We start from the raw sequence: 15,246 nt of genomic DNA on the forward strand, positions 1-15,246 counted from the left end.
CGCGCGCCTGGTCTAGGCTGATTCCCATGAGCGACGAAGCAACGACCGTTCCGCAGTCGATCGACCCCGAGTTCCGCGAGCAGGCGCTCGAGGCGCTGAAGAACGTCTCGGATCCCGAGCTCGGCGTCAACATCGTCGACCTGGGCCTGATCTACGATCTGGCCTTCGACGAGGAGCACGACGCGCTCGTCATCAGCATGACGCTCACGAGCGCGGGCTGCCCGCTCACCGACGTCATCGAGAACGACATCGCCGAGGCCCTCGACGGGCTCGTGACCGCGTTCCGCATCAACTGGGTGTGGATGCCGCCGTGGACGCCCGAGCGGATCACCGACGACGGTCGGGACATGATGCGAGCGCTCGGCTTCGCCATCTGACCGCCGTGCCGAGCAACCCGCTGCGCTCGCCCGACGATCCTCGACTGAGCAGGATCGCCGGGCCGAGCGCGCTCGTGATCTTCGGCGTCACGGGCGATCTCTCGCGCAAGAAGCTGATGCCGGCCGTCTACGATCTCGCGAATCGCGGGCTGCTCCCGCCCGGCTTCGCACTCGTCGGCTTCGCCCGCCGCGACTGGGCGGACCGCGACTTCGCGGAGATCGTGCACGACGCCGTGCGCAAGCACGCCAGGACCCCGTTCCGCGAGGAGATCTGGCGTCAGCTCGCCCAGGGCATCCGTTTCGTGCAGGGCCACTTCGACGACCCGGCGGCCTACCACCGCCTGCGCGACACGGTCGACGCGCTCGATCGCGAGCGCGGCACGATGGGCAACCACGCCTTCTACCTGTCGATCCCGCCGCGCTCGTTCCCGGAGGTCGCCCGGCAGCTGAGCAGCTCCGGTCTCGTGGATCGCACGGGCGAGGGGGAGAACCGGCCCTGGCGGCGCGTGATCATCGAGAAGCCCTTCGGGCACGACCTCGCCTCCGCCCGGGCGCTGAACGACGCGCTGGAGTCGACGTTCCCCGCCGACTCGATCTTCCGGATCGATCACTACCTCGGCAAGGAGACGGTGCAGAACATCCTCTCGCTGCGCTTCGCGAACACGATGTACGAGCCGATCTGGAACCGCAACTACGTCGACCACGTGCAGATCACGATGGCGGAGGACATCGGGGTCGGCGGCCGCGCGGGGTACTACGACGGGGTCGGCGCCGCGCGGGACGTGATCCAGAACCACCTGCTCCAGCTGCTCGCGCTCACCGCGATGGAGGAGCCCATCAGCCTGAGCGCCGAGCACCTGCGCGCCGAGAAGGAGAAGGTGCTCGAGGCGGTCAAGCTGCCCGACGACCTCGCGGCGGGGGTCGCCCGCGGCCAGTACGCCGGGGGCTGGCAGGGCGGCGAGCAGGTGAGCGGCTTCCTCGCCGAGGACGGGATGGATCCCGAGTCCCGCACCGAGACGTACGCGGCGATGAAGCTCCACGTCAACACCCGCCGCTGGGCCGGCGTGCCCTTCTACCTGCGCACGGGCAAGCGCCTCGGGCGCCGCGTCACCGAGATCGCGGTGGTGTTCCGCAAGGAGGCGGGCGAGCTCTTCGGCAAGGCCGAGACGACCGAGCAGGGTTCGAACGCACTCGTGATCCGGGTGCAGCCGGACGAGGGCATCACCATCCGCTTCGGCGCGAAGGTGCCAGGCACCGCCGCGCGGGTGCGCGACGTGACGATGGACTTCGGGTACGGGCACGCCTTCACGGAGGCGAGTCCCGAGGCCTACGAGCGGCTGATCCTCGACGTGCTGCTGGGGGATGCCCCGCTCTTCCCGCGGCAGCGGGAGGTGGAGCTGTCGTGGCGCATCCTCGACCCGATCGAGGAGTACTGGGCCGGGCTGGACGAGCCGGTCGAGCAGTACGCGCCGGGATCGTGGGGCCCCGACTCCGCGGGAGAACTGCTCGCGCGGGATGGACGCAGCTGGAGGCGGCCGTGATCGAAGAGCTTCCGGGGACCAGCGTCAGCGCGGTGGCCCGCCGTCTGGTGTCGATGCGGCAGGAGAGCGGCGTCGCCGCCCTCGGGCGCGTGCTGACGCTCGTGATCGCCGCCACCGGCCCGCTCGACGAGACGGTGGTCGAGGCCGCGAACCACGCGTCGAACGAGCATCCGATGCGTGTGATCGTGCTGCTCACGCGCCCCGAGGGTCCTGCGCGCCTCGACGCCGAGATCCGGGTCGGCGCCGACGCCGGCGCGAGCGAGGTCGTCGTGCTGCGGGCCTACGGGGAGGCGAGCACGGGGATCGAGAGCCTCGTCACGGGCCTGCTGCTGCCCGACGCGCCGGTCGTCGTGTGGTGGCCGGCCGCGGCGCCCGAGCGCCCCGGATCGGATCCGCTCGGCCGCATCGCCCAGCGCCGCATCACCGACAGCGCCTCGATCACCGATCCCGTGGAGCAGATGCGCCGGATCGCCGCGTACTCCCCGGGGGACACCGACCTCGCCTGGACGCGCGTGACCCGGTGGCGGGAGTACCTCGCCGCCGTGCTCGACCAGCCGCCCTTCGACCCGGTGACATCGGTGGAGGTCGTGGGTGCGGCGGGGTCGATGTCGACCCAGCTGCTCGCGGCCTGGCTCCAGCTCGCGCTGGAGGTGCCGACGACCTGCCGTCTGCCGGGCGGGAACCACCCGGCGGAGGGGGTGCGCTCGGTCACGCTGTCCCGCGCCGCGGGAGACGCGGTGCTGGAGCGGATGTCGGGATCCCAGACCCTGCTGCGGCAGCCGGGCCACCCGACCCACGAGATCGTGCTGCCGCGCCGCACCCTGAGCGAGTGCCTGGCGGAGGAGCTGCGCCGGCTCGACGAGGACGTCATGTACCGGCGGGTGCTCGAGCGGCTGGGCCGCATCCGGGCGGCCCAGGAGGCGAAGGACAACCGGACGAGTGAATGGAGCACGGAGCATGACTGAGCCCGGAACGAACGAGCGCACCGCGAACATCGGAGTGATCGGTCTGGCCGTCATGGGCGCGAACCTCGCGCGCAACCTCGCCAGCCGCGCGGGGAACACGGTGGCGGTGCTCAACCGCAGCCGCGGGCGCACCGAGGCCCTGGTGGCGGAGCACCCGGAGGCGGGCTTCGTGCCGGCGTACTCGTACGAGGAGTTCGCCGCGAGTCTCGCGCGCCCGCGCACCGCGATCATCATGGTGCAGGCCGGGGCGGCGACCGACGCGACCATCGACGAGCTCGTGCGCGTCTTCGAGCCGGGCGACATCATCGTGGACGGCGGCAACGCGTACTTCCCCGACACGATCCGCCGCGAGCGGGCCGTGCGGGAGACCGGCATCAACTTCGTGGGCGCCGGGATCTCGGGCGGCGAGGAGGGCGCGCTGAACGGCCCCAGCATCATGCCGGGGGGCTCTGACGAAGCCTGGGACACGCTGGGCCCGATCCTGCGCTCGATCGCCGCGGTCGCCGAGGGCGAGCCCTGCGTGGCGCACATGGGGCACGACGGCGCCGGCCACTTCGTGAAGATGGTGCACAACGGCATCGAGTACGCCGACATGCAGCTCATCGCCGAGGCCTACGACCTGATCCGCCGCGGCACGGGGAGGAGCCCCGCCGAGATCGCGGAGGTCTTCGCCGAGTGGAACCGGGGCGAGCTCGAGTCGTACCTCATCGAGATCACGGCCGAGGTGCTGCGGCAGGTCGACGCCGAGACGGGCGGGCCGCTCGTGGACGTGATCCTCGACCAGGCGGGCGCCAAGGGCACCGGCGCGTGGACGGTGCAGACCGCGCTGTCGCTCGGGGTGCCGGTCTCGGGCATCGCCGAGGCGACCTTCGCCCGGTCGCTGTCGTCCCATCCGGAGCAGCGCGCGGCCGCGGCGGCGCTGCCGGGCCCAACCGAGGTCCCGGCCCCCGCCGATCACGCCGCGTTCATCGAGGACGTGCGCCAGGCCCTCTACGCCTCGAAGATCGTCGCTTACTCGCAGGGCTTCGACGAGATCCGCGCGGGTGCGGCCGAGTACGACTGGAGCATCGACCTCGGCGCCGTCGCCCGCATCTGGCGGGCCGGCTGCATCATCCGCGCCCAGTTCCTCAACCGGATCGCCGACGCCTACGCCGAGCAGCCGGAGCTGCCGCTGCTCATGGCGGCGCCGTACTTCGCGGAGGCACTCGGCCGCGGGCAGGAGGCCTGGCGCCGCGTGGTGAGCCATGCGACCCGCGCCGGCATCCCCGCGCCCGCCTTCTCGTCGTCGCTGGCCTACTACGACGGCCTGCGCGCCGAGCGGCTGCCCGCCGCCCTCGTACAGGGGCAGCGCGACTTCTTCGGCGCCCACACCTATCGGCGCGTCGATCGCCCGGGCAGCTTCCACACGCTGTGGTCGGGCGACCGCTCGGAGATCGAGGCCTAGAGGTGGCGCCGCACCGGATCGAACGCGCCGCCGACCTCGCCGGATTGGGCGCGGCCGTAGCCGACGCGATGCTCGCCGTGTGCCGGGGCCGGCAGGCGGAGGGCGGGGTTCCCTGCGTCGTGCTCACGGGCGGCAGCGGGGGAGAGCGCGTGCTGCGGGATCTCGCCGCCCACCCCGACCTCGACGCCGTCGACTGGCGTCGGGTGCGCTTCCTCTGGGGCGACGAGCGCTGGGTGCCCCGAGGGCACGAGGAGCGCAACGACCGGCTGGCCGACGACACGCTGTTCGCCGCGGTCGAGGTGGATCCCGATCTCGTGCACCGCGTGCCGGCCGGCGACTCCGGGCTGCCGCTCGACGCCGCGGCGGCCGCCTACGCCGAGCTCGTGCGGAGGGTCGAGCGCATCGATCTCGCCCTCAGCGGCGTCGGCCCCGACGGGCACGTCGCCTCGCTGTTCCCGGGACGCGAGGACCTGCTGCGCGCCGGTGCGGACACCCCGAGCGCGATCCCCGTGCGCGACTCGCCCAAGCCGCCGCCCGAGCGCATCTCGCTGACCCTCCCCGCCCTGAACCGCGCCGATCGCTCGTGGCTGATCGCCGCGGGCGCCGCCAAGGCGGAGGCCGTGGCGCGGATCTCGGCGCGCGACGAGCCGCTGCTGCTGCCGGCGGCGCGCCTCGCGGGCGCCGTCGAGACGGTGCTCTGGGCCGACGACGACGCGCTCAGCCTCGTCGACGCGGCCGGCCGGTAGACTAGCGAGGTTGTCCACCGACCGGGTCGCAGACCCGGCATCCCCGAGGAGCCCCGCAGCATGATCACCGTCGAAGACCTCGCGATCGACGTCGGCGCACGACGCCTCATGGAGGGCGTCACCTTCCGCGTGAACCCGGGCGACAAGGTCGGTCTCGTGGGGCGCAACGGCGCGGGGAAGACGACGCTCACGCGCACCCTCTCGGGCGAGCTGCAGCCGGCCGAGGGCGCGATCACCGTGTCGGGCGAGCTCGGCTTCCTGCCGCAGGATCCGCGCACCGGCGATCCCGATCAGATCGCGCGGCACCGGATCCTCGACGCCCGCGGACTCGGCACGCTCACCAAGAACATCGCGAAGGCCTCGGAGGACATGGCGTCCGACGATCCCGCCGTCGCGGAGAAGGCGATGAAGCGCTTCGGCAACCTGACCGACCGCTTCCACGCCCTCGGCGGCTACGCGGCCGAGTCCGAGGCCGCCTCGATCTCCAACAACCTGGGACTGCCCGATCGCATCCTCGACCAGCCGCTGAAGACCCTCTCCGGCGGTCAGCGCCGTCGCATCGAGCTCGCCCGCATCCTGTTCTCGGACGCGGACACGATGATCCTCGACGAGCCGACCAACCACCTCGACGCCGACTCCATCGTGTGGCTGCGCGAGTTCCTCAAGAGCTACAAGGGCGGCGTGATCGTCATCTCGCACGACATCGAGCTGGTCGGGGAGACCGTCAACCGGGTCTTCTACCTCGACGCGAACCGCCAGGTCATCGACATCTACAACATGAACTGGAAGCTCTACCTGCGGCAGCGGGCGGCCGACGAGGAGCGCCGCCGCAAGGAGCGGATGAACGTCGAGAAGAAGGCCTCGGCGCTCAAGGACCAGGCGGCGAAGTTCGGGGCGAAGGCCTCGAAGGCCGCCGCCGCGCACCAGATGGTCGCGCGCGCCGAGAAGATGCTGTCGGGCCTCGAGGAGGTGCGCCAGGTCGACCGCGTGGCCAAGCTGCGCTTCCCCGACCCGGCGCCCTGCGGCAAGACGCCGCTCATGGCGCAGGGGCTCTCGAAGTCCTTCGGGTCGCTCGAGATCTTCGCGGGGGTCGACCTGGCCATCGACCGCGGCTCGAAGGTCGTGGTGCTCGGTCTCAACGGCGCGGGCAAGACGACGCTGCTGCGGCTGCTCGCGCAGGTGGACGAGCCGGACACCGGCGAGATCGTGGCCGGCCACGGCCTGAAGGTCGGGTACTACGCGCAGGAGCACGAGACGCTCGACGTCAAGGCGAGCGTGCTGCAGAACATGGTGTCGGTGTCGCAGCACCTGACGGAGACGGAGGCGCGCAAGGTGCTCGGCTCGTTCCTCTTCACGGGCGACGACGTGCACAAGCCGGCCGGAGTGCTCTCGGGCGGTGAGAAGACGCGCCTCGCGCTCGCGATGCTGGTGGTCTCGAGCGCCAACGTGCTGCTGCTCGACGAGCCCACCAACAACCTCGACCCCGCGAGCCGCGAGGAGATCCTCGACGCGCTCGCGCACTTCGCGGGCGCCGTGGTGCTCGTGTCGCACGATCAGGGAGCCGTCGAGGCGCTCAACCCCGAGCGCGTGCTCATCATGCCGGAGGCCACCGAGGACCACTGGTCGAAGGAGTACCTGGAGCTCATCGAGCTGGCGTAGTCCCGCCGGGGCCGCCCGTGACGGGCGGTCCCGGCGGGCGGCGCGCCTAGCTGCTGCGGCGCATCGCGCGGATGCCCACGACGAGGCCCACGACCGCGACCGCGAGCGCCGACAGACCGCCCCAGAGCACCGCGGGCTCGGCGAACGCGCCCGCCATCAGCGCCCGCTCGGCCTGCACCACCCAGTTGATGGGGTTGACCGCCGAGACCGCCCGCATCCAGCCGGGCGCCTGGTCGAGGGGCAGCAGCATCCCCGAGAGGATGAGCAGCGGGAACATCAGCCCCTGCTGCAGGCCCCAGAACAGCCACTCCCGGTCCTTGGTGACCAGCGCGAGCGCGTAGGAGAGCGAGCCGAGGCCCACCCCGAACACCGCGAGGAGGACGAGCCCGGCCACGAGGCCCGCCGCGTGCGCCCGGAAGCCGAACGGCCAGGCGATCGCCACGATCAGGAGCGCCTGCACCACGATCGGTGCGATCTCCTTGAGGGCGCGGCCGACCAGCAGCGAGGACCGTGAGAGCGGCGCGACGAGCGTGCGCTCGTGGGAACCGGTCATCATCTCGTACTGCAGATTGGATCCGGTCATCCCGGTGCCGAAGAGCACGATCATGACGAGCACGCCCGGCACGAACCACTGCAGCGTATCGGCCGCCGGCTGCCCTGACGCGCCGACGAGCAGCGGTGCGAACAACCCGAGGAAGACGAGCGGCTGCAGCAGGCTGAAGATGAGCGAGAAGGGATCGCGGACCACCGGGCGGAGCTCGCGGACGAGCACGTTCCAGGTGTCCCGCACGGTATTCGCTCCTGCGGTCGGCGCGGTCTCGGCGGTGGTGTCGGTGATCATCGGTTCGCTCCCTTCGGGGCGAGGTGCGCGGCGGCGGCCTCGGCGGTGCTCTGGTTGGGTGATGCGCTCCGGTCCGGCGCCGGCGCCGGGGCCGGACCGCCCGATGCGGCATCCTGCTCGGCGGCGCTGGTCTCGGCGGTGCTGATCTGCTCGGCGGCGTCGCCCTGCTCGGCCTCGCGGAGCGTGCGGCCGGTGAGGGAGAGGAACACGTCGTCGAGGGTCGGCGGCACTCCGGTCGCCGACCGCACCGCGATGCCGGCGGCGTCGAGCGCCCGCACCGCCGCGGGGAGCAGGGCGTCGCCGTCCGGTGCGGTGACCGACACCTCGCGCTCGGTGATCCGCACCTCGCGGTCGGTGAGCCCTCGTACGGTCTCACCGGCGCGCCGGGCCTCGTCCGCGGTCGCGAAGCCGAGCGTGACCAGGTCGCCGGCGAGCTCGGCCTTCAGCCGGTCCGCGGTGTCGTCGGCGACGATCCGACCGCGATCCATGACCATCACGCGCTCGGCGTAGCGATCCGCCTCCTCGAGGTAGTGGGTGGTGAGGAACACCGTGGTGCCGTGCTGCGCGCGCAGGTCGAGGATGTGCTGCCAGAGGTTGGCCCGGCTCTGCGGATCGAGACCGGTTGAGGGCTCGTCGAGGAAGAGGAGGGGAGGGGCGTGCATGAGGCCGAGCGCGATGTCGAGCCGGCGCTTCTGCCCGCCGCTGAGCTGCTGCACGGTGCGGGTGGCGAAGGAGGCGAGGTCGAGCGACTCGATGAGCTCGTCCGCCCGCACGCGCGTCGCCGCCGCGGAGAGGCCGTAGAACGCGCCCTGGCTGAGCAGCTCGTCGCGCACGCGCTGCGAGAAGCTGCCGCTGGTGAGCTGGCCGACGTAGCCGATCCGAGCGCGCACCCCGGCCGGATCGCGCAGGATGTCGCACCCGGCGACCCTCGCCGAGCCCTCCGTGGGCGGGGTGAGCGTGGTCAGCATGCGCAGGCTCGTGGACTTGCCCGCTCCGTTCGGCCCGAGGAACGCGACGAGTTCGCCGCGTGCGACCTCGAAGCTGAGGTCGACGACCGCCTCGACGGTCTTCTGCTTGACGGTGAAGCGCTTGGTCAGCGCCTCGGCCTGGATCATCGTTTCTGGAGTCATGCCTCGAGCGTAAGCAGCAACCCGGACGTATACTGTCCTCGATCTCTGGCAGTCTGGTGACATGTCCGACACCACCTCCCGCGCGCTGTCCCTGCTCAATCTGCTGCAGACGCATCGGCACTGGCCGGGCTCCGAGCTGGCGCAACGGCTCGGCGTCACCGAGCGCACCGTCCGCCGCGACATCGAGCGGCTGCGCGAGCTCGGCTATCGCGTCGAATCCACCCCGGGCGCCGCGGGCGGCTACCGGCTGGAGGCGGGGAGCGCCGTGCCGCCGTTGCTGCTCACCGACGAGGAGGCCGTGGCGATGGCGATCGGCCTGCGCGTCGCGGCATCGCAGCGCCTCGTGTCCGGCGCCGAGACCACGATCACGGCGCTCGCGAAACTCGAGCAGGTGCTGCCGGCTCGGCTGCGCCGTCGCGTGAACGCGCTGGCCGAGACCGTGCAGCCCGCGGGGATCTCCTCCGGTGCACCGGTGTCGTCCGAGGTGCTCGGCGAGCTCGCGCTCGCCTGCCGCGATCACGAGCGCGTGCGCTTCTCGCACACCTCCGCCGAGGGCGTCGTGACGCGGCGCCGCGTGGAGCCGCACGCGCTGGCTCCGGCCGAGCGGCACTGGTACCTGCTGTGCTGGGATCTGGACCGGGACGACTGGCGCACATTCCGGGTCGACCGCCTGTCCGGGGTCGAGCACCTGCGGGCGCTGTTCGCGCCGCGCCCCCTGACCCCGGAGGAGGTCGAGGAGTTCATCCTGATCGCGCGCTCCTGGGCGCCGCAGGCCGTCGAGACCGACGTGGTGATGGACCTGCCGCTCGCGGAGGTGCAGAGCCGTTTCGGGCAGTGGTCCCAGGGGGCCTCCGCGGAGGGCGACTCACGCACCAGATGGCCGATCGGCGGCGGCGACTGGCGGGAGGCGATGTACGGGATGCTCTACATCCCGCCGGGCGTCGAGTACACGACGGACCTCGCGGAGCCGTATCGAGGCGAGCTGCGCGAGGCGCTGCAGCGGATGCTCCGCGCCCTGGACTAGTCGGCCGCGCGGGAGCCCTCGGCCGGCCGCCGCTCGTCGGATGCGCCCGAAGCATCGGCGGCACCGGAGCCGTTCTCCGCACGGGAATCGTCATCGGCGCCCGGCTCCTCGGCATGCGCGCGCCCGTCGGCGTCGCGGCGCGGCGGATCCAGCCGCGTGATCGCGAACGCCGCACCGTCCTGCTGCATGCCGTTGCTGTAGTAGTCGATGTGCGGCTCCTCGTCGAGATCGAGGCTGCTCTGGCAGACGAAGTCGCCGGCGACGCAGTAGTCGCGCAAGCGGTCGGCGAAGGCGTCGAGGCTGCCGGGAGGGCGGGGCAGGATGCCGTTCATGCCCGGATCGTAGCTGCCGTAGTCGAACCGCTCGCTGCCCACGAAGCGCGGATTGCCGTAGAACACGATCGCGAGCACGCGCTCGGCCGCGGCCCCGCTCACCTCTCCCACGGTCTCGCCGATCAGCCGGGCCTCGGGCGCCGCGAGCGCGTCGCCCATCACGAGGGCCCCCTGCGAGTAGCCGAGCAGCACGAAGCGCTGTTCCTCGCAGGCCTCGGTCTGCACGTTGAGCGTGTCGATGAGCGTTCGCGCACCGACGGTTCCGCCCTCCTTCACATCGGTGTCGGCGGGGTAGTCGAGGTCGAGCTGCAGCACCTCGCCCGGCCGCGCCTCGGCGATCGCGCGCGCGACGGGGGAGAGCAGCTGCCCGCGCGACGGCTCGCCGGTGCCGCGAGCGGTGATCACGAGGTACGGCAGGCACTCCAGCGGCTCGACGACCGGTTCCGGCGAGAGATCCGCGTCGAGCTCCTCGGCGGCGTCGGGGACGGCGGGATCCTCGGTCACCTCGGACAGCGACTCGCGGGCCGCGGTCGCATCGATCGCGGGCGCGCAGGCCGCGAGGGACAGCGAGAGCCCCGCGAGCAGCGCGAACAGCAGTGGCCTACGCATCGAGCAGCGCGTCCTCCTCCTCGGCGTCGCTCGGCCCTCGCCGGCGTCGCCGCTCGGCGCTGCGGCGATCCTGCTCGCGGACGACGGCGCTGCCCGCGTTGAGCGTGCGGTACTCCCGCCGGGCCGCGTAGGCCACGCCGATCGCCGCAATGAGGATGAACACGTACCACTGCAGCGCGTAGGAGAGGTGCGGACCCTCGTCGCGCTCGGGCTTCGCCGGAAGCACCCCGTGCTCGCCCGCGGGATCCTCGGAGACGAGCATGCCGTATGCGCCGGTGTAGGCGCTGTCCTCCGAGCCGGAGAGCCCGGCCAGCTCGGCGAGCTCGATGCTCGCCACCGTGCGGCCGGCGGTCGTGCGACCCGGGATCGCGGGCTCCGAGGCGCGCAGGCGCGCGACGACCTGCACCGGTTCCGAGGGCGGCTGCGGCAGCTCCGCCCAGTCGACCTCCCCGCGCTCCGCAGCGCCGCCGTCGACCGGAACCCAGCCGCGATCCACGAAGAAGACGCCCCCGTCGGCCGTCCTGAGCGGCTGGATCAGGTTCGACCCGACGCCCTGCGGGCCGGGGCGGTTGCGGGCGAGGAACGGCTCGCCGAAGTACTCGCCCTCGATCGAGACGGTGCGCCACTTCTGCGCGTCCTCGTCGAACGCGTCGCGCTGCGGCAGCTCCTCGGCCAGCGGCACCGGGGCGCCGTCGTAGTTCGCGTCGATGCGGGCGATCTCGGCCCGGGCCTCGGCGCGCCGATCGAACTGCCAGTTGCCGAGCAGCACGCACGCGATCGAGAAGACGAGCAGCATCGCGCAGTAGCCGGCCCACCGGGCGGAGCGCAGGAAGCTCCACCCGATCCGGCCGGCGTCCTCGGCCGCCCCCGGTGCACGCGTCTCAGCCATCGAGGTCGCTCACCGCCCGCGTCTCGAGCGGGAAGTCGCGCGCGGCCAGGAACTCGCGCAGCGTCTCCAGGTGCTCCCGGCAGGCGAGCCAGGTCTTGCGCCGGTGCTCGTCGTGGATCCGCGGATTGCGCCAGAGGAGCGCCCACTCGGCCGGCGCCCGGCACCCGGCGCGAGAGCACTCGAAGCGGTGCTCGGGCGTGCCGCCGAGGGTCAGCGGCGAACCCGCCGCGGCGCTCACGGCGCGTCTCCCGGCGACTCGGCGGCGGGCGTGTCCGCGGGGGAGCCGTCGTGCGGGGGCGCCTCGGCGGGGCGCGCCCGGCGCTCCGGCTCGACATCGACCACGATCAGCGGGCCGGCCTCCGCCTCCGGCTCGGCAGTGGAGCCGCCCTCGAGCTGCAGCGGCGCGGGAGCGTCCGGCGCCTCGCCGCCGTTGTGGGCGACCGCGTTGCCCACCATCACCGCGAACCAGGGGAGGAGCACCGCGCCGGCGGCGGCGAGCAGCACCCACCAGCCCCGCACCCAGAACAGCGAGGCCACGCAGGCCACGCGCAGGCTCATAGCGACGAAGTACATGCGCATACGGTGCGCGCGATCCTCGGCCGGATTCACGCCAGCCGATGTCACGCTGAAACTCTTCGCCATGCGTCCCTTCTTCGTACCGCTCCAGCCTACGCCGTGCGGCCCAGGCCTCGCTGTGCCCTCGCCCAGAACCGCACCGCGAGTCAGCCCGCACCCCGTCACCGCGTCGCATAGGGTGGATCCCAGCTGTTTCGAAGGAAGGACCCCCATGACCACCTCGCGCACCGTTCTCGTCACCGGAGGCAACCGCGGCATCGGCTACGCCATCGCCGAGCGCATGATCGCCGACGGTCACCGCGTCGCCGTCACGGCCCGCTCCGGCGAGGGTCCCGAGGGTTCGCTGACCGTGCGCGCGGACATGACCGACGCGGCCTCCATCGATGCCGCGTTCACCGAGATCGAGGCGCAGCTCGGCCCCGTCGAGGTGGTCGTGGCGAACGCGGGCATCACCAAGGACACCCTGCTGCTGCGCATGACGGAGGAGGAGTTCACGAGCGTCATCGACACCAACCTCACCGGCACCTTCCGCGTGGTCAAGCGAGCCGCGAAGGGGCTGCTCAAGGGGCGCTTCGGGCGCGTCATCCTGATCTCCTCCGTCGTGGGCCTGTACGGCTCGCCCGGCCAGATCAACTACTCCTCGTCGAAGGCGGCGCTCGTCGGCTTCGCCCGCTCGCTCACCCGCGAGCTCGGCGCCCGCAACATCACCGCCAACGTGATCGCCCCCGGATTCATCGAGACGGACATGACCGCGGCGCTGCCCGAGGAGCAGCAGCAGCAGTACCTGTCGTCCATCCCCGCGAACCGCTTCGGGCAGGTGGCGGAGATCGCCGGTGCGGCGTCCTTCCTCGCCGGCGACGACGCGGCCTACATCTCGGGCGCGGTGATCCCCGTCGACGGAGGACTGGGGATGGGTCACTAGCCACGGGCCATGAGCAGCCGACCCGAGCACCGGCGTCTGCACGGGCCGGTCGGAGCTGTCAAGCCCCTGCGAGAGCCTTCCCCTCTCCCCGGAGCCCGGCGTAGCCTGGGCGCATGAGCAGCAGCGAGCACCATCGATCCCGCACGCGCGTCGTGGTCGACGCGCAGGCACTGTCAGAGCTCTACCGGGCTCCCGAGATCCTGCGCGTGGTCAACGTGTGGGACGCCGCGAGCGCGCGCGTCGTCGCCGAGCTTCCCGGCACCCGTGCGATCGCCACGGCGGGTCACGGCATCGCGGCCTCGCACGGCTACCCCGACGGCGAGCGGATCCCGCTCGACCTCATGCTCTCGACCGTCGAGCGCATCGCCGCGGTGACCGATCTCCCGGTCTCCGCCGACCTCGACGGGGGCTTCGGCGACGCCGGCGAGACCGTGCGCAAGGCCATCGGCGTCGGCGTCTCGGGCGCGAACATCGAGGATCGGCTGCGGCCGCTCCAGGAGTCCGTCGCCGTGATGCGCGACGCGGTCGAAGCCGGTCGCCGCGAGGGCGTGGCCTTCGTGCTCAACGCCCGCACCGATGCGATCGTGAGGGGCGGCGACCGGCCCCGCGCGGTGTCCATCGACGACGCGATCGAGCGCGGTCGGGCGTATCTCGACGTCGGCGCGGAGTGCGTGTTCGTGCCGGGTGTGCTCGACGCCGCCGAGACCCGCGCGCTGGTCGAGGGGATCGGCGAGCGCAGGGTGAGCGTGATCGGGCTGCCCGGGGCACTCACCGCCGCCGAGTACGAGGCGCTCGGCGTCGCCCGCATCTCCTACGGGCCGATGCCGCAGAACGTGGCGCTCACCGCGCTCAAGCGGCTCGGCGGGTCGCTGCAGGCGGACGGCGCGATCCCCGAGGACACGGAGCAGCTCAACAACTTCTGAGCCGCCGCGCCCGGCCGGATCGGCGGCCTACCCCAGGCGCGCGAGCAGCGGGATCGCGAGCGAGAGATCCAGCTCGATCGACACGTCGGCCCGCTCGCGCACCAGCGGCTTGCCGTTGAAGGCGACGCCGAGCGCGGCGACGGACATCATCTCGAGGTCGTTCGCGCCGTCGCCGATCGCGACGGTGGCCGACAGCGGGGTGCCCGTCGCCTCGGCCCACTCGCGCAGCGCCGCGGCCTTCGCGGCGCCGTCGATGATCGGGCCCACCGTGCGGCCCGTGAGGGCGCCGTCCACCACCTCGAGCCGGTTCGCGCGCCAGAGATCGAGGCGCAGATCGCCGGCCAGGGGATCGAGCACCTCGTGGAACCCGCCCGACACGACCCCGACCTTGCCGCCGAGCCCGTGCACGGCGTCGATCAGCTCGTGGACCCCGGGGGTGGGGCGCACCCGCTCGTACGCCTCTCGGAACACCCCCTCCGGCGTGCCCGCCAGGGTGGCGACGCGCTCTCGGAGGCTCTCCGCGAAGTCGAGCTCGCCCCGCATCGCCCGCTCGGTGACCTCGGCCACCTGCTCGCGGCTGCCGGCGGCGTCGGCGAGCAGCTCGATCACCTCGTCCTGGATCGTGGTGGAGTCGCAATCGAGCACAACAAGGGGGGAGACCGTCATGCGCTCCAGTCTAGAAGGCCGAGGCGGAGAGCCTCGTCAGCGTGCCGTGCCCGAACGCGAGGCGTCACTCGTTAGGCTGGTCTCCATGGTCAATGTGCTGCGGCTCTCCGATGTCACCTACGTGCGCGACCGGCGCCCGATCCTCGACGGAGTCGACTGGTCGGTGGACGACGCCGAACGATGGGTCATCCTCGGCCCCAACGGCGCCGGCAAGACCACGCTGCTGAAGCTCGCCACCGCGAACGACTACCCGACCACCGGCACGGTGGACGTGCTCGACAAGCGCCTGGGCCGTGTCGACATCTTCGAGTTGCGCAACCGCATCGGCTTCGTGTCCTCCGCCACCGGCCGGCGCATCCCCGCGAACGAGCGCGTGCGCGATCTCGTGCTCACCGCGGCGTACTCCGTCGAGGGACGCTGGAACGAGCACTACGACGACGTCGACGTGCGCCAGGCCGAGCGGATCCTGGCCGAGTGGGATCTGGCCGGGTTCGCCGATCACAGCTACGGCACGCTCAGCGATGGCGAGCGCAAGCGCGCGCTCATCGCCCGCGCCGTGATGACCGACCCCGAGCTGCTGCTGCTCGACGAGCCGAGCGCGA

The 15,246-nt window shown here is 72.3% G+C and carries 17 protein-coding genes; 10 read left to right on the forward strand and 7 right to left on the reverse strand.

What is annotated here, in order from left to right; translation table 11 throughout:
• The first annotated feature begins 26 nt into the window (after nt 1-26).
• From ACWKZU_RS10595 to ACWKZU_RS10620, 6 genes are read left to right on the forward strand one after another with little or no spacing between them, the layout of a single operon-like run.
• Complete coding sequence (locus ACWKZU_RS10595; protein ID WP_449282287.1) at nt 27-377, forward strand: metal-sulfur cluster assembly factor; 351 nt, start codon at nt 27-29, stop codon at nt 375-377.
• Between the two features lie 5 nt (nt 378-382).
• Nucleotides 383-1,918: a glucose-6-phosphate dehydrogenase gene (gene zwf, locus ACWKZU_RS10600; protein ID WP_449282288.1), complete on the forward strand. Its 1,536-nt coding sequence runs from the start codon at nt 383-385 to the stop codon at nt 1,916-1,918.
• The gene (locus tag ACWKZU_RS10605; protein WP_449282289.1) at nt 1,915-2,883 is read left to right on the forward strand and encodes a glucose-6-phosphate dehydrogenase assembly protein OpcA; all 969 of its coding nucleotides are present in this window, start codon (nt 1,915-1,917) and stop codon (nt 2,881-2,883) included. Before zwf ends, ACWKZU_RS10605 begins: the two co-directional genes overlap by 4 nt.
• Nucleotides 2,876-4,327, forward strand: coding sequence for an NADP-dependent phosphogluconate dehydrogenase (gndA, locus tag ACWKZU_RS10610; RefSeq protein ID WP_449282290.1), 1,452 nt, complete (start codon nt 2,876-2,878; stop codon nt 4,325-4,327). The genes ACWKZU_RS10605 and gndA overlap by 8 nt, the downstream gene beginning before the upstream one ends.
• 2 nt (nt 4,328-4,329) lie before the next feature.
• Nucleotides 4,330-5,073, forward strand: a complete 744-nt coding sequence (gene pgl / locus ACWKZU_RS10615) for a 6-phosphogluconolactonase (RefSeq protein WP_449282291.1) — start codon at nt 4,330-4,332, stop codon at nt 5,071-5,073.
• A gap of 60 nt (nt 5,074-5,133) precedes the next feature.
• Nucleotides 5,134-6,732 carry an ABC-F family ATP-binding cassette domain-containing protein gene (locus ACWKZU_RS10620; RefSeq protein ID WP_449282292.1) on the forward strand — a complete coding sequence of 533 codons (1,599 nt, stop codon included), beginning with the start codon at nt 5,134-5,136 and terminating at the stop codon, nt 6,730-6,732.
• 46 nt (nt 6,733-6,778) lie between these two features.
• Here the strand turns inward: ACWKZU_RS10620 and ACWKZU_RS10625 are convergent, their stop codons facing one another.
• Together ACWKZU_RS10625 and ACWKZU_RS10630 are read right to left on the reverse strand one after the other, a co-directional pair.
• A complete protein-coding gene (locus ACWKZU_RS10625; protein ID WP_449282293.1) occupies nt 6,779-7,573 on the reverse strand; it encodes an ABC transporter permease in 795 nt (264 codons plus the stop codon).
• Nucleotides 7,570-8,703, reverse strand: coding sequence for an ATP-binding cassette domain-containing protein (locus ACWKZU_RS10630; RefSeq protein WP_449282294.1), 1,134 nt, complete (start codon nt 8,701-8,703; stop codon nt 7,570-7,572). Before ACWKZU_RS10630 ends, ACWKZU_RS10625 begins: the two co-directional genes overlap by 4 nt.
• A 61-nt stretch (nt 8,704-8,764) precedes the next feature.
• Here ACWKZU_RS10630 and ACWKZU_RS10635 point away from each other — a divergent pair, with 61 nt between their 5' ends.
• Nucleotides 8,765-9,727 carry a helix-turn-helix transcriptional regulator gene (locus ACWKZU_RS10635; protein ID WP_449282295.1) on the forward strand — a complete coding sequence of 321 codons (963 nt, stop codon included), beginning with the start codon at nt 8,765-8,767 and terminating at the stop codon, nt 9,725-9,727.
• Here ACWKZU_RS10635 and ACWKZU_RS10640 read toward each other — a convergent pair.
• Genes ACWKZU_RS10640 through ACWKZU_RS10655 form a run of 4 tightly spaced genes read right to left on the reverse strand, consistent with a single transcriptional unit; the run spans nt 9,724 to nt 12,199 of the window.
• Nucleotides 9,724-10,668 carry a cutinase family protein gene (locus ACWKZU_RS10640; RefSeq protein ID WP_449282296.1) on the reverse strand — a complete coding sequence of 315 codons (945 nt, stop codon included), beginning with the start codon at nt 10,666-10,668 and terminating at the stop codon, nt 9,724-9,726. The two genes, ACWKZU_RS10635 and ACWKZU_RS10640, sit on opposite strands and share 4 nt — an antisense overlap.
• Nucleotides 10,661-11,557, reverse strand: coding sequence for an SURF1 family cytochrome oxidase biogenesis protein (locus ACWKZU_RS10645; protein WP_449282297.1), 897 nt, complete (start codon nt 11,555-11,557; stop codon nt 10,661-10,663). The genes ACWKZU_RS10640 and ACWKZU_RS10645 overlap by 8 nt, the downstream gene beginning before the upstream one ends.
• Entirely contained in the window at nt 11,550-11,795 is a 246-nt protein-coding gene (locus ACWKZU_RS10650) for a hypothetical protein (RefSeq protein WP_449282298.1), read from the reverse strand. The genes ACWKZU_RS10645 and ACWKZU_RS10650 overlap by 8 nt, the downstream gene beginning before the upstream one ends.
• A complete protein-coding gene (locus ACWKZU_RS10655) occupies nt 11,792-12,199 on the reverse strand; it encodes a DUF3099 domain-containing protein (RefSeq protein ID WP_449282299.1) in 408 nt (135 codons plus the stop codon). Before ACWKZU_RS10655 ends, ACWKZU_RS10650 begins: the two co-directional genes overlap by 4 nt.
• Before the next feature lie 145 nt (nt 12,200-12,344).
• Here ACWKZU_RS10655 and fabG point away from each other — a divergent pair, with 145 nt between their 5' ends.
• Both fabG and ACWKZU_RS10665 read left to right on the forward strand, forming a co-directional pair.
• A complete protein-coding gene (gene fabG, locus ACWKZU_RS10660) occupies nt 12,345-13,055 on the forward strand; it encodes a 3-oxoacyl-ACP reductase FabG (RefSeq protein ID WP_449282300.1) in 711 nt (236 codons plus the stop codon).
• A 113-nt stretch (nt 13,056-13,168) separates the two neighbouring features.
• A complete protein-coding gene (locus tag ACWKZU_RS10665; RefSeq protein WP_449282301.1) occupies nt 13,169-13,978 on the forward strand; it encodes an isocitrate lyase/PEP mutase family protein in 810 nt (269 codons plus the stop codon).
• A 27-nt stretch (nt 13,979-14,005) separates the two neighbouring features.
• Here ACWKZU_RS10665 and serB read toward each other — a convergent pair whose 3' ends face one another.
• Nucleotides 14,006-14,644, reverse strand: coding sequence for a phosphoserine phosphatase SerB (gene serB, locus ACWKZU_RS10670; RefSeq protein WP_449282302.1), 639 nt, complete (start codon nt 14,642-14,644; stop codon nt 14,006-14,008).
• Nucleotides 14,645-14,729: 85 nt separating this feature from the next.
• Here serB and ACWKZU_RS10675 point away from each other — a divergent pair.
• Nucleotides 14,730-15,246 (forward strand): ABC transporter ATP-binding protein (locus ACWKZU_RS10675; protein WP_449282303.1); only part of this gene is annotated, 517 nt, incomplete at its 3' end.

Source organism: Leucobacter sp., assembly GCF_053528595.1.